This window comes from Microbulbifer variabilis (assembly GCF_052468405.1).
Map to the genome: position 1 here is coordinate 1,130,932 of NZ_CP174343.1, position 13,600 is coordinate 1,144,531.

Genomic DNA, 13,600 nt, shown 5'->3' on the forward strand with positions numbered 1-13,600 from the left:
TTGGATAGATTCAAACAAGAATTAATGTCCCTAAACACTGGAAAAACTCTGAGTTGGAGATGAAAGAAGGCACAATACAGTTTTCTGTTGGGAATAAGAGTTTCTATCCCGATGCTAGAAACGAAGGGCTTCTCAGTTTTGCCATTTGTTAAGGTGGTACAAAAATCGACCTTCACTACAGGGAATTTGGAACAAATATTCAATCGGCATATAACAAATGGTTAAATAGGAATGTCTACTATATCATAAGTCGCTAAACCAAGTGTTATATGAACCAAAGGAAGTAACCATGAGCGTAAATATCAAGGAAGTTGATGGAGTAAAAATCCAACTCAAGCATAGAGCCTCATGTCACTGCGGTTCTGTAGAAATAGGGCTGGACTTACCGGAGGGACTTATAGATCTTCGGCGCTGTGATTGCTCTATGTGCCGTAGGAGAGGAGCGGTTGCTGCTTCCGTATCTTTAAATGGTATTAAAATCTTAAAAGGGGAGCAGCATTTAAAACTTTATCAGTTTAATAAAAGAACGGCGATGCATTACTTTTGTGAGAAATGTGGTATTTATACGCATCACAAGAGGCGTTCTAATCCGAGACAGTTTGGATTCAACGTGGGATGCTTGGAGGGTATAAATCCCTTAAAAATAGAGGGTATTCCAACCTATGATGGTATCAATCACCCGGCGGATCTAGAGTAAACGATACAAAAAAATACTGGTAATATATGGATTTAAAAAATTTTATCTTTAGTCAAAATGAAGGTTGTTACTGAGGACTGAAAACTGAATTTATGTATCCAGGAACATAGTCGTTGAACAGATCATATTAAATAAGCCAATGATTTTCTCATGGAAGTCCTATATAGGGCTGCTTACTAATATTTGTTATAAATGTAATTGTATCGGTTGCTAGGTTATATTACCGGATTGCTCTTAAGGCGGTAGTTAGTCTGAACAGATAAGGATTATATATGGAAAAGCTATCTCAAGAAGAGCTCAAGCAAATGTTTTGTCTTATCAGGCGATTTGCTGATACGGACTTAGATCAATTCGAACACTGGAAGTTTGATTCAGATAAGGGCAAAGTCTTCATTGAATTAGCTCTTGTCCCTAATGGTTCAGAAGACGCCTATATAGAGGTAGACCATCTACTATGAAGCCCAATTGTGTTGGTGCTCTTAACAAGCTATTGAACAATGGCCTTTGGGTTAAATCAGGCTGTATTTAATGGATAATAAATATCAGTAGCGAATATACCACCAATTCAGTTGAAAAAGTTAATGGCCCTATGATCAATGTCGAAGAGGTCATGCTAAGTTTACGTGTCAATTCCTTTTGGTATATACATGCTACTCGCTCCTCTACATCGGTAATTTTGCTTCAATATGATCTCAAATATGAGTTGAAGTATTTTTTATAAATAGGGTGACATGTGATTCTGATTAAGTATGAAGATGTTGTTTTCAGGGCAGTCAATACCGTTCAAATGAATTCCAAAATGCTGATATCGATCTTTGTGTAAGGGCTGAAAAATATGGTGCAAAAAAATGGAACATGTGGTCGTATTTCTTGTCTAGAAGTGATCTATCTAATAGAGGGAGGAAAATGAAGTAACAATGATAGAAGCGCACGCTATCTGTACTGTTGTCTCAATTATGTGGTATTGAGAATGGCTCCAGGATTGCCAATTGATAATGATTGCTTAGTATTTAGATGGTTGAGAATCGGTCTGTATATAATAGCTGCGTCTCTGGATATTAGGCTACCAACTTTTTAATTTTTAGATATCTAGGTCACATCGATAAGGGTTAAAATGAAAAGAATAGTGTTGGTATTTTTACTTTCTGTATGTGCAAATATATGTTTTTCTGATGAAGTACTAGAAATACCTGCAAATCCAGAAAAAGGTTTTAGGTATCCATATCTAATCAAAATACCTGAAACAGTTCCAGAGGATAAGAAGTTATACCTGATTGTTGAATCAAATAATACTGGAAAAGTTTCAGAAGATTTCTCCATTCATTATGAGTCTGCAAAAAATACAATTGTAGGTAATGCTGTTGGCCCCTGGCTTTCTAAAAAGTTATCCTATCCAATTTTGATGCCAGTTTTCCCTAGGCCCGAATCCCAATGGCAGGTTTATACCCATGCCCTTGATAGAGATTCTATGCAAGTAGAGTCACTGCCATATGAAAGATTGGATCTTCAACTTATAGCCATGATCGAAGATGCTAAGAGGGTCTTGGCAGAACGCTCTTTGGATCTTCAGCAGAAGATTATTCTAGCAGGGTTCTCTGCCTCCGGTACGTTTGCAAATCGGTTCTCGCTATTACATCCTGAAACTACTGAAATTGTTGTAGCAGGTGGTCTAAATGGCACATTAATGTTACCTATTGGATCTATGGGTGAGCACAACCTCAAATATCCATTGGGAATTAGCGATTTTAAGCAGGTAACAGGCAAAGAGTTTAATTTAAGTCAATGGCTTAAAATTAAGCAATTTTTGTTTATGGGTGAAAATGATACGAATGATGCCGTTGCATATGATGATGCATATTCAGAAGAAGAGAGAGTGATCATATACAAAACTACTGGAAAGGAAATCCAGCCCGAACGCTGGAATAATAGCCAGAAAATTTATTTAGAAAGTAAAGCTCGTGTAATCTTTCGCACCTTTGAAGGGGTGGGCCACGGTACTAATGGTGATGTGCATCGAGAGTTCCTGGCTTTTGTGAAAAAGAATACGCTACAAGTCTCTGGGCAGTAGTGCATGTTGGACTTATGACAATTTGGTAGCGCATAGATAAATTGTGTTGTAGTGCTTTTAATATAGTATTTAGTGCTATGCAAATAGGGCTTCATAATGTGGTTGTCGGCGCTATATAGTCTGTATTTCGATGGGGCTAAGTTGCTTTGAGAAGCCCCTAATCTAAACTACTAAACTTAAAGCTACCCCCTGTATTTCGATTAGCTACTCCTTGCTTTTAAATGCAATTATTCAATCCACACACGAGTATAAAGACGTTTTTGACCAGGTTTATCTGTAAATTTCTCTCTATCATGAAGAACTCTGGTATTGTCGAGAAACAACATATCTCCCGATTTCATAGAAAAACAAATACTATTCTTATTGCTATTTAACTCATTGTCTAATAAATCAAAGGCTAAAAGGTCATTTTCAGTTAGCAATCTCCCGACCTTCTCGTGCCCTCTTTCAATCCAGTAACGCATGTAGCGGATAGATAGCTTTTCTTCAATATAGCTAAAAATAGGGAATTTGTTGCTAAGTAAACTCTTGGTACTTCCATCACTGCCTGGAGTAACAAGGTCTCGAATGTAACTTTTATATAGGATTTTCAGTTTGTCTGGAGCTACCTTTCTTATGTTTTCATGTACCTTTGCAGCAGATACTATTTTCGTCCTACCTCCAAGAGCAGCTGGAGTAATACAGCAAAGTCCAATTATTCTTGGCTGAATCAATTTTTGCGAACTGTCTGTATGTGGGCCAGTAGCTGCTTTGGTTTGTGAAACTGGAATCGACTCATCCCTGTAACTCCTGCCAGTATTCTGAACTCTATAAAGCCTACCGTAGGTATTAACGGTGACACCTAGTGCTAAACTAAAATTTAGGAAAAGAAGATTAAGTGATTTATGATCAAGGCCGTTAATGCCTCTAATCCATGCTACTCCACTTCCTTGAAGAAGTTCTTGTTTTACATGATAGGAGAGCTTATCGAAACGTGGTGTCAGTACGGATTCGGCGCCTAGGTCTTCAATTGGATCTTTCCTTTTCGAAGCCCAATCAACCAGTGATCTGAACTCAGTGTTCCAGCCTTCTGGCCATGTGAATTTCCAGCCAGTTTTTCTTTCCAGATCTACAGCGCTCCAAGCTTGAGCGTCAGCCAGATCAGGGGGAGCTATCTCAGCCATTTGCTTGAACCTTAAATAAAAGATGTAGAGGATAGCCCTTTAGCGGACCAAAAAATTTCGGATCTAGAGTTAGATGCTCTTCAGTTACCGCCAGCTCCCTTATGGAAGGCATCTTTTTAAATCCAGCAGATTGAAGTGCTTCAAAATAATGGGTGAATGTCTTGTGCACACAGCGTACTGGTACAGTAATTCCATCTCTACGCCAAATTCTACCTTCAAAAGTAACATCTACGCCCTCAAAGTAATTTTTATCACCAAACTTGAAGTAAAATGGAGGTGATTGATTGCGCATAAAAGGTAAGCAAGGATGCGGCACTGTGAATATAAATATTCCATTAGGGCTAAGTAGTGACTTTACATTGGTCATCACCTGTGTCATTTCCTTAACTGTCAAATAGTTGAATAGAAAAATGGCAATTACTTGATCGAATTGAGTCCTGGGGTACCTGTTAAAGGTAACAGCATCTGACACTTCGTAAATTGCTTTATGTAAACCAAGCTCAGCTGCAACAGATTTCGCTTGAGAAATCATTTCAGAAGAAGAGTCGACTCCAAATACCGAAGCTGCACCGGCGTCCAAGATTATTCTAGAAACATAGCCCTCGCCACATCCTATATCTAAAAGATGTTGGCCTGTAACACTACCCAATTCCTGTAGAACAATAGGTCTTGCTGTGTAGTCACTCAGTAATATTTTCTCAGACCGTAACCAGTTTTCTGCCTGATCATTGTAAATTGACTCAGTTGATATAATATGATTCATTGTTCATCCCTTTTTGTACATTGTCCATGGAAATATACTCAGAACCTTTCATGGCTCTATCTAGTAAGCCATCCCAAAACGCCGCTCTAAGATTTAGTGCTTTTATCGCCCCATGGCGAAGACGCTTTCGCCCCTCCTCTGTGTCAGCAAAATCCAAAGCAACTTGATTAAGATTCTCTGTATGGCTGTCATCAACAAGTGTATGTACTGGGAAAAAGCAGTATTCTTCTAATTTTAAACTCTGCAAATTATTCAACCCTTTCTCTATATATGGATAAATTGAACTAACAATATGCTCAGTTCCCATGCCTATAGCCCCAATCGCCTCTTCTGTGGAACCATGAAGCAGTACATCAGATAACATTTCATACCAAACTATGCCTTCCGACTGGCAGCTTTCTGGGATATCTTGTGTCACGTGCGACTTAAATCTTTCGAATAATTCTGTATGTGATATATTGTCCACCCAGTTTTTCTTAATTCCATATTGTTCCAGTTCTCTGAGTTCGGACTCCTCATAATGTCCAGATTCCTCTTTGAGGTTTTCGAGAAGGACACTCCGATGTCTTTTTAGCGTTAGGCGCGAAATTACAGCGGCCAACATATTGATGAATCGCGAGGAATAAAATCCATACTGCTGAGCAAAATCCCCAACGGCGTGTTTAAAGTTTGGTAAGTCTCCATTGGCAAACCGTAAAAGATATGGATGGTGCACAGCCCTATGTGAAAGGGCCTCTTCGGAGAGTTGTTTTAACCAAGCTGTTTTTTGAAAGCTCATGTGAATTCCCTGATTAATTACTGATGCAGTGATTGATGTTTCTGTAAAAATAAACATATAAATTTATTACTTAATAATGTTGTTGAGATAGGGCATCCCGTAATCCTCCTATTTTCTTTACAAGCTCAAATTACTATCTGTCACATTCATGCTGTCGCTAAAAGTTGGCTTGTGCATGCTATTCATCAGGGATAATCAGTAACTTCGAACATAAGATGCCCCTCAATCTCAATAGGTGTCATTTAAAGATCAGTCGCAAATGCCCTAAAAAATATTACAGGCCACACTATAAAAATTGGCTATCAAAATAGCATTTAAATTACGAAATAAAATATGCTTATTGATTAATAGCTTGTAGTAAAATATGACGCTGCCGATCAGCCGCAATAGCCGTATTGTATGGGAGGAAAAGGCCGATAGGCGGAGTATTCATTCTGGCGCAGTTCTCTGTTTTGACTATGTGCATTTATTAGCAGTTCTTATATAAGGTGTTATCTGATTAGAAATTACCTGTCTCTTTAGTGTGATGATCTTGGTGCCACGACAAATTACTAATGAACTAATTTCTAACCTGTTCCGTTAATAATGGCGAAGACATTGCCTGTATTTTTTGAGAAAAACAGCCGGTTCAGGTACAACCAAACAGGTATGTCATTGTTGGAGAAATTATCGATAAATAGGTTAAGGGTGGTTTACCTAAGTTTATAATTGATAACCAATTGAAGGTTGTCGGGATGGAGTTAACCACTAATGCTGGCTTTGAAGATATGGTACGCCCAACAGCCAATCATGCCAGGCAGTATGCGAATGATTCCAGTAAGGGTGAGCACGTAAATTTTTATGGTGAATTTGCTTAGATCATGCGAGCTGTGGCGGGTATGAGTACAACTGCAACTGAGATGGCAAATTATCTTATCACTTTACAGTCGGGTAAGTTAGTTAAAGACCTCAATTTGCTATGGCACCAGTCATTCTTGAAGATGGGAAAACCAGAGGGTTTAACGATATCGAGAATAGGTATGCGATGGGGTGGTAAGTTATTGATAGAGGGCGACATAGGGCTCTTAGTGCAAGTGGTGCCAATGCGGGAACTGTGATTCACTACCCTGAGGACGAACTATCTATTGTCGTTTTCACAAACTTACTTGGAGGGTTACCTATTCAATTTGTAGACCGAATCGCCGCGAATATGTACCTGGATTCCAGCTATAAATTCAGCAACCAACCCCTCCGTTATTTGATATCTTGACCTATGATCAAGCTAATTTACCTGTCTCTGAAGCGAATGAATTAGGTGAGTAAGGAGTGATTTGTGACAACTTTTGTTTTGGTGCATGGAGGTTGGCAGGGAGGGTGGTGCTGGAAGCGGGTTTCAGCACTTCTGCGCAAGGCAGGTCATGACGTTTTCACACCCACCCTCACAGGGCTTGGAGAGCGCTCGCACCTCTTGAACGATAGGATTGACCTGGACACCCATATTCAGGACATTTTGGAAGTTCTTCGGTGTGAAGAGTTGTCTGACATCGTTTTATGCGGGCATTGTTATGGGGGTATGGTTATAACGGGTGTTGCTGATAAAGTACCCGAAGCTATATCTTCCCTAGTTTATCTCGATGCTTTAGTGCCAGAAGATGGGCAGAGTGTCCTGGACCTCCTTCCCAGCGACGATGCCTCCAGTTTCAAGGAGAGCGCTAGAACTAAAGGTCAGGGTTTTCGGGTGGCACCTAGCCCAGCAGAAGTTTTTGGGGTTAATGCTGAAGATCACGCCTGGGTAGATCGGCGTAATGTTGATCATCCATTAAAGACTTTTGAGCAACCTATACGCCTGGATGGCTTATGGAAACAGGTGCCTGGGCGCCTTTATATTTTTGCTACAGGTTGGAGCCCAGGTATCGGCAAGCCTTTTTTCGACAGGGCTGAGCTGGACATTGATTGGCAGGTTATGACCCTTTCATGTGGTCATTATGTGATGATAGATACGCCCAAGGAGTTGACTCAGGTGTTGATTCGTTCGACTTGATTGTCGCTATCATATCGTAATGGAGGTATGGAAAAATCAAGCGATAATTAATTAAAAGCTCAGAATAAAATTAATTGCTGTTTATTGGTCTTTCTTTGGGGTATTCTTTGTCCTATTAACCTTTCTGTATGGCTGGGCTCTATTTGCACTCGGTGGGCGGTCAAACAAGACGCAAGTCTTTGATCTGTTCAGTAAGTTTTTTTATAAAGTATTCGGTTAGTGCGAGTTTGATCTATTTTTCTTATTACAAACTAAGTAATAGCTTTAGTTCATACTTTAGTTTCCCACGCGCCCCCCTCCCGCAGGGGAGGGGGACTGAACACTCCAGGCTAGGCATCGACAAAGATTACTTCACCAGTTATAAATCCATCGACTGAACGTTCAAAAGCTTTTCCGACCAGGTGCCCCGGCACGGGCTCGAAACCAGGCATCATATCACCGTAGACATCCCAGGCTTCTTCCAATACCGTTGGATTAACCACATTGATTCGAATATCCCTGGGGAGTTCATAAGCAACACATCTGACAAAGGTATCAATTGCTCCACTGGTTGTTGCATCGGCAATTGCCATAGGGATCGGTTTGATGTTTAGAATACCGGATATTAGCGTAAAGGATCCTTTATCGGCGATATACTCTTGACCGATTCTTACAAGATTGATTTGTCCCATCATCTTGCTCATTACTGTTGTCATCCACTGTCGCTCAGTCATATCGACAAAGTTTGCGTATTCACAGAAACCAACGGTGTTTACGACAGCATCGAAGTCACCCACCGTCTTAAACAGTCGCCTGATAGAGTCTTCATCAGTAATATCAACCTGATGGTCACATCCCTTTCCCGAGCGACTCGCTGTGATAACCTTGTGGCGGCTTAACCCTGTTAAAGCGGCCTGTCCCATTTTACCTTGTGCGCCAATAAGGATAACGTTTTTCACTCTAAGTACCTGTTTTATATGAAGAATTTACTATTTGCCGCAATTCGATGCTGCTCAATTACTAGGAGAATGCTAGTTTTATTGTGATACAATGTTAAACAGTATTTATTTGTAAGAGATACAAGTGTGAACCAAATAAATCGATTGGAGGTCAAGCAGCTCCGAATATTCCAGGCATTAATATCTGAAAGAAGTGTATCTCGTGTCGCAAGCCAGATCGGCCTTACTCAGCAAGCTGTTAGTGAACATTTAAAAAAGTTGAGAGATATTTTTAGTGATGAACTTTTTCTCCGGAAAAGCAATGGACTAATTCCAACGCCGACAGCAATAAACTTAGGGAAAAAGGTTGATGCGATCCTCCAAGGGTTAGATAAATTGTTGGAGCCAGCAGTTTTTGACCCATCTAAAATAGCACAAACCTATACCATCGCTGCGACAGATTACTCCCAACAAGTGGTGCTTCCCAGCTTATTGCCTAAACTCAGAGCGCTAGCTCCCAACTTGAAAGTGGTAATACGGGATATTGCTACAGACAGACTGGAAGAGTTAATGAGTGAAGCCAAGGTGGATTTAATAGTTGCAGATTCGGATATAAATTCTGACCTGTACTCTTCTATCACATTATTTACTGATTACTATGTCTGCGTTGCGGCAAAGAGTTCGCCTCTGGTAAAGAAGAAGCTGGGTTTGGAGGAAATAGCTTCTGAGCCGCATCTTATGGCATCTCCGCTTAAGTCTGGTGCGGCAGGAATTATTGATGGTTGGTTTGCAAGGCACCGTTTGCGTAGAAATGTTGTTATGTCTACGCCATGTTTTACCACGGTTCCACAATATCTCAAGAAAACAGATATGCTTGCTTTTTTACCTAACCGGGTAGCGAGTGATTCAAACCTTGCCATTCTTAATCTGAAAAACAAGCCGGTAGAGTTTGATGTTATAGCCGCATGGCACCCTCGTTCAGATCATGATGCTTTACATAATTGGGTTGTAAACTTGTTGAGAGAGTGTGTCTAGTATTCTTTAGTTGATATTAAAGTACATAAAGGTGCGAGAGTGGTATAGGGGATTCAGGAGTTACTGAGTAAATGAGATCTTTAGAAACGCAATTTTATCGGGAAAATAAATGATTCTTGATTTTCATTCGTGCAATAAAAAGTTGAACAGGAGAGGCGCGGCGGAGAGGGTGGCATAGTAATATATCAAGCCCTTAAATGCAGAGATTTTAATAGAGCATGAGATTTTGCTATTCCTGTTGTGATGCCACGGTTTAGCTCTGTGGGTGAGCTTGCCCATTGTGATATTGAGGAGATGTATATCATTTTAAAAGCTAAAGGCACTTTGACTATCGAGGACGAGAAGACACGAGCTTCCGCTGAAGGTATAATTTTAAATAAAATAGCTGGAACCCATGGATTAGTTAATGACTTATCGAAAGAGATGGAATTGTTAATTATTCAAGCCAGTTTGAAGTGGTACCAGCTTAATAAGTCAGTTAATTTGACGGTAGAAAGTTACCAGGCTTGAATGCCTTGATTTTCATTGGAGTGACGATTTAACAACATGATTGGGAGTGGGTAAGAGTTATGAAAATGCGAAACTTCTTAAGAATGGTAATTATCGGGATTGGTTTATCTGTGGTCAATGTAGCTGCAGAAGAAGTCGAGATAGATAAAGACCTCACTATTTATTATGAACAATCGGGGAGTGGTGATACTGCCATTATTTTTATTCCTGGCTGGATGATGTCGGCAGACGTTTTTCAGCATCAACTTGCCCACTTTAAAGATTCTAAAAAGTACCGCGCGCTGGCATATGATCCCCGTGGGCAGGGCAAATCATCAAAGCCCGTCGAAGGGCACACCTATCAACAACATGCTAGAGACCTGGCTAAGTTAATAGGGACATTGGATATAGACAAGGTGATCTTGGCAGGTTGGTCATATGGCGTAACGGAGCAATTGGCATATTTGAATCAGTTTGGTTCCGATAAACTGAAAGCGATGATCATGATTGATACTGGACCAGATATAGCGGGAGCAAGCCGTGATGAGTGGGTTTGGTATCTAAATGATGATTCGGACGGCTATTCACGCTCATTTACTGAGGGCATTATAGAGGATCGAGATAATGTAATTAGTGAATTTGTGAAATGGATGCTTGAAAACCCTTCAAAGGAAAATATTGCCTGGGTTACCCAAATTGCTAATCAGACCTCTAGTAGTGTCGCTTCAATTACCAACGCGACCGGATTTTACCTGGACTATAGTGATGATCTTGTAGCATTGGAAGGTAAATTGCCCCTACTGTATGTTGTTAGAGAGGAAGTTAAAAGTGTTGCGGATAAATGGATCAAGGCCAATACACCGTCTGCCACTGCTGTTTATATGGGAAAACACATGATGTTTTGGGAGAGACCCAGAGAGTTTAATCAGGTACTCGATCAGTTTCTTTCTGCCATGGAGAATGATAAATAATATATAAGCCCCTGCTTTACTTAACTTGTGTATAGAGTGGTTTCGTGGTGATAAACACAGAGGATCAAGAAAATCTGGTTCTCTGTAGTTTTGTTTTAAAAGTTAAAGTGCTCCCCAATGGGGAATGATTTGTAAAGCGCATATTATGTCTAGAAAAATATTATCCTTAAAGGTAAAAAGAAATACGGAGCCTAAGAAGGCTGATAAAAAGCAAGAGGATACTTCTGATCCAAAGAAGCGGTTCTTAAATGGCGTAGCTATTAATCCATCTGAGCCTATTCGCCTTGAGTCAGGTTCTCAGCAACTTACGGTACGGGCGATGGATTTGATTACGCCAATTGGCAAGGGGCAACGAGGCTTGATTGTGGCCCCTCCGGGCTGTGGCAAAACCACTATCCTCAAGCATATCTGCCAAGCAGTGGGGAAGGCTTACCCCGAAATAAAGCTGTACGCTTTGCTTATTGATGAAAGGCCAGAGGAGGTTACTGACTTTAAGCGAAGTGTACCGGCAGAAGTGTATGCTTCCTCCTCTGATCATAGCTATAAAGAGCATGTGCGGGTAGCTAAAGAACTCCTTGATAGGGCTTGTAAGGAAGCCGGTGAAGGCCAGGATGTAATGATCGTGGTTGACTCGTTGACAAGGCTATCACGGGTGCATAATGCGCAGCAGAGTGGTAGGGGGCGTACAATGTCAGGTGGGATAGATGCCAGGGCTATGGAGATACCCAGAAAGCTGTTTGGCGCTGCGAGAAAGATTGAAGGTGGTGGATCACTTACGATTCTGGCAACGATACTCGTGGATACCGGAAGCCGAATGGACCAGGTGATATTTGAGGAGTTTAAGGGTACGGGAAATATGGAGGTAGTATTGTCAAAGGAAGTTGCGAGACAGCGAATTTACCCTGCCTTGGATATTGCTAAAAGCAGTACTCGCCGTGAGGAAGCCCTGTTTAACTCGAAAGATATTGCAACGATAAGAGCTTTACGAAGAACGCTTGCCGGCCTTAAGCCTGTAGATGGCACTAAAAAACTTATTGAACTCCTTAAAAAGTACCCGACTAATGCGGAGTTACTTGACCATTAATTTTTAGTTAAGTTTAGGGGGAGTATTTAGCTGCTTAGCATTTTAGGAGTTAGTTACTGAACGCCCGAGACCTTATTATGACAACTGTTAGTCAGTCGGGAGCTTCACACGTCAATTCTATGGTGTGTTTTTGCAGGATACTCTTCAATGGCTTCCCCCTCTAGTATTTCACTACCAGTTTGGTAACGCATTGTCATCTGACCAGTTGCAAGCAGAGTTCCTACGCTGTCATAAACTTCGGTATAGGAATAAAAGATTTTATGCCCCGAGCTGGTCAACTTACCTATGGCGGTTAACTGGTTGGTTTTGGCTCGACCGGTGAAATTAGTTGTTAATGAAAGCGTGAGGGATTTACGTCGACGATTTGGGTACGGGCAGTAGAGACCACAGTAGGATCCGGCAATATCAATTAACGTTGTAATAAACCCCCCATGGGGTACTCCGTGGCTATTCAAATGCTCAGGGAGTACGGTCACGCCGATCACTACACGGCCTTCCTGCCATTCATCAATTTTCACACCCAAATGATCATTAAACGGTGGTTGTTTTTTATTTTGCCAACTCATTTGGACTTACCTTTTGGGAAATTAGTTCGGAACTGGGTGCGTTCGGGCAGCGCGCAGGGTGGAGAAATACACTGTGAGCAGACCTGCTGTGACCACTATAAGAATTCCTATCAGCGCAATTGTGTTAGGCAGATGCTGCCATATCAGCCAGCCAAAAATGCCGGCAATAACTACTCCAAAATAACTGATTGGTGAAACTACACTGGGTTTTGCATAACTATAAGCTTTGGTATAGAGCCATATCGCTAATAAAACAGAAACCCCATTAAAAGCCAGGTAGGGAATAGTCCAGGTAGGTATTGACTGCCAGTAGTAGATACCCAGGGGCAGGCTACACATAAATGAGATAAGGACGTAGTAAAACAAAATAAGGCTCGACCTATCAGTACGAGACAGAATACGTGTGCCCACCATAGAGACAGCTAGAGTAATACCTGACAGTAAGCCGAAGGCGTGGCCACTGCTGATACCATGGATATCAGGTTGAAGAATCAGTGCGATACCAAGTAGTCCAAGCACAATGGGTAGCCAGCTTGTGGCGGGAATCTGTGCACGCGCCCAAAGCCAGGCTACAAGTGGAACAAAAATAGGGGCGGCATTGCGTAGTAAGCCTGCCTCCATCAATGAAATACGGCTGAGTGCATAAAAGTAGGAAAAGAAGCAGAGCCAGCCTGCAAAGCCTCGCAGTAAATGGGTTTTCCAGTGTTGTGTTATGAGCTGTTGGGGTGACTGGCGCACCAGCCAGGGAATAAGTAATAGTAAGCAGATGCTGTATTGGCTGAGAACTATTAAAGGTACTGGTACGGCGGGTGATATCCATTTACTGGCTGCGGCGGCTGTACTGGCAACCATGGCGGTGGCCAGTGCGTAACCTATGCCTTTCCAATTGTTTCTCTTAACCCTGGCTTGGATCGCTTTGTGGTGATCTAACGGTTCTGGTGACTGTTCGAGCTGCAACTCATTAAACCGCATCTGGCTCGGTCGTAGTTTCGATTCTATTAAGGTATCAGGCCTTGTCATTGTGTTGCCAATTAAAAATCTCTCAACTT

At 41.4% G+C, this 13,600-nt stretch carries 15 protein-coding genes; 9 read left to right on the forward strand and 6 right to left on the reverse strand.

The window, feature by feature from the left end; genetic code table 11:
- Positions 1 to 289 precede the first annotated feature (289 nt).
- The 3 genes from ACJJJB_RS05480 to ACJJJB_RS05490 all read left to right on the forward strand — a co-directional run bounded on the left by ACJJJB_RS05480 (position 290) and on the right by ACJJJB_RS05490 (position 2,765).
- On the forward strand, positions 290 to 697 hold the full coding sequence (locus ACJJJB_RS05480; protein WP_445365853.1) for a GFA family protein: 408 nt from the start codon (positions 290 to 292) through the stop codon (positions 695 to 697).
- Positions 698 to 969: 272 nt separating this feature from the next.
- Positions 970 to 1,155, forward strand: a complete 186-nt coding sequence (locus ACJJJB_RS05485; protein ID WP_444945278.1) for a hypothetical protein — start codon at positions 970 to 972, stop codon at positions 1,153 to 1,155.
- A 656-nt stretch (positions 1,156 to 1,811) separates the two neighbouring features.
- On the forward strand, positions 1,812 to 2,765 hold the full coding sequence (locus ACJJJB_RS05490; RefSeq protein WP_445365854.1) for a hypothetical protein: 954 nt from the start codon (positions 1,812 to 1,814) through the stop codon (positions 2,763 to 2,765).
- Between the two features lie 227 nt (positions 2,766 to 2,992).
- Here the strand turns inward: ACJJJB_RS05490 and ACJJJB_RS05495 are convergent, their stop codons facing one another.
- The 3 genes from ACJJJB_RS05495 to ACJJJB_RS05505 are packed head-to-tail and all read right to left on the reverse strand — an operon-like array spanning position 2,993 to position 5,469.
- Positions 2,993 to 3,928, reverse strand: coding sequence for a TauD/TfdA family dioxygenase (locus ACJJJB_RS05495; protein WP_445365855.1), 936 nt, complete (start codon positions 3,926 to 3,928; stop codon positions 2,993 to 2,995).
- Entirely contained in the window at positions 3,921 to 4,691 is a 771-nt protein-coding gene (locus ACJJJB_RS05500) for a class I SAM-dependent methyltransferase (protein WP_445365856.1), read from the reverse strand. The genes ACJJJB_RS05495 and ACJJJB_RS05500 overlap by 8 nt, the downstream gene beginning before the upstream one ends.
- Positions 4,669 to 5,469, reverse strand: a complete 801-nt coding sequence (locus tag ACJJJB_RS05505) for an iron-containing redox enzyme family protein (protein ID WP_445365857.1) — start codon at positions 5,467 to 5,469, stop codon at positions 4,669 to 4,671. Before ACJJJB_RS05505 ends, ACJJJB_RS05500 begins: the two co-directional genes overlap by 23 nt.
- A gap of 734 nt (positions 5,470 to 6,203) precedes the next feature.
- On the opposite strand from ACJJJB_RS05505, the gene ACJJJB_RS05510 reads away from it, so the two are divergent.
- A complete protein-coding gene (locus ACJJJB_RS05510) occupies positions 6,204 to 6,326 on the forward strand; it encodes a hypothetical protein (protein WP_445365858.1) in 123 nt (40 codons plus the stop codon).
- A 455-nt stretch (positions 6,327 to 6,781) separates the two neighbouring features.
- Positions 6,782 to 7,489, forward strand: coding sequence for an alpha/beta fold hydrolase (locus tag ACJJJB_RS05515; RefSeq protein ID WP_444945275.1), 708 nt, complete (start codon positions 6,782 to 6,784; stop codon positions 7,487 to 7,489).
- Between the two features lie 329 nt (positions 7,490 to 7,818).
- Here ACJJJB_RS05515 and ACJJJB_RS05520 read toward each other — a convergent pair whose 3' ends face one another.
- Entirely contained in the window at positions 7,819 to 8,427 is a 609-nt protein-coding gene (locus ACJJJB_RS05520) for a short chain dehydrogenase (protein WP_445365859.1), read from the reverse strand.
- A 126-nt stretch (positions 8,428 to 8,553) separates the two neighbouring features.
- On the opposite strand from ACJJJB_RS05520, the gene ACJJJB_RS05525 reads away from it, so the two are divergent.
- From ACJJJB_RS05525 to rho, 4 genes are all read left to right on the forward strand, one after another.
- Positions 8,554 to 9,441 carry a LysR family transcriptional regulator gene (locus ACJJJB_RS05525; protein WP_445365860.1) on the forward strand — a complete coding sequence of 296 codons (888 nt, stop codon included), beginning with the start codon at positions 8,554 to 8,556 and terminating at the stop codon, positions 9,439 to 9,441.
- A 261-nt stretch (positions 9,442 to 9,702) separates the two neighbouring features.
- Entirely contained in the window at positions 9,703 to 9,951 is a 249-nt protein-coding gene (locus tag ACJJJB_RS05530) for a cupin domain-containing protein (protein ID WP_282950992.1), read from the forward strand.
- Positions 9,952 to 10,010: 59 nt separating this feature from the next.
- Positions 10,011 to 10,901: an alpha/beta fold hydrolase gene (locus tag ACJJJB_RS05535; protein WP_444945273.1), complete on the forward strand. Its 891-nt coding sequence runs from the start codon at positions 10,011 to 10,013 to the stop codon at positions 10,899 to 10,901.
- 145 nt (positions 10,902 to 11,046) lie between these two features.
- Complete coding sequence (rho, locus tag ACJJJB_RS05540; RefSeq protein WP_444945272.1) at positions 11,047 to 11,985, forward strand: transcription termination factor Rho; 939 nt, start codon at positions 11,047 to 11,049, stop codon at positions 11,983 to 11,985.
- A 104-nt stretch (positions 11,986 to 12,089) separates the two neighbouring features.
- Here the strand turns inward: rho and ACJJJB_RS05545 are convergent, their stop codons facing one another.
- The gene (locus ACJJJB_RS05545; RefSeq protein WP_444945271.1) at positions 12,090 to 12,551 is read right to left on the reverse strand and encodes a PaaI family thioesterase; all 462 of its coding nucleotides are present in this window, start codon (positions 12,549 to 12,551) and stop codon (positions 12,090 to 12,092) included.
- A gap of 21 nt (positions 12,552 to 12,572) precedes the next feature.
- On the reverse strand, positions 12,573 to 13,571 hold the full coding sequence (locus ACJJJB_RS05550; protein ID WP_444945270.1) for a DMT family transporter: 999 nt from the start codon (positions 13,569 to 13,571) through the stop codon (positions 12,573 to 12,575).
- Between the last annotated feature and the right edge of the window lie 29 nt (positions 13,572 to 13,600).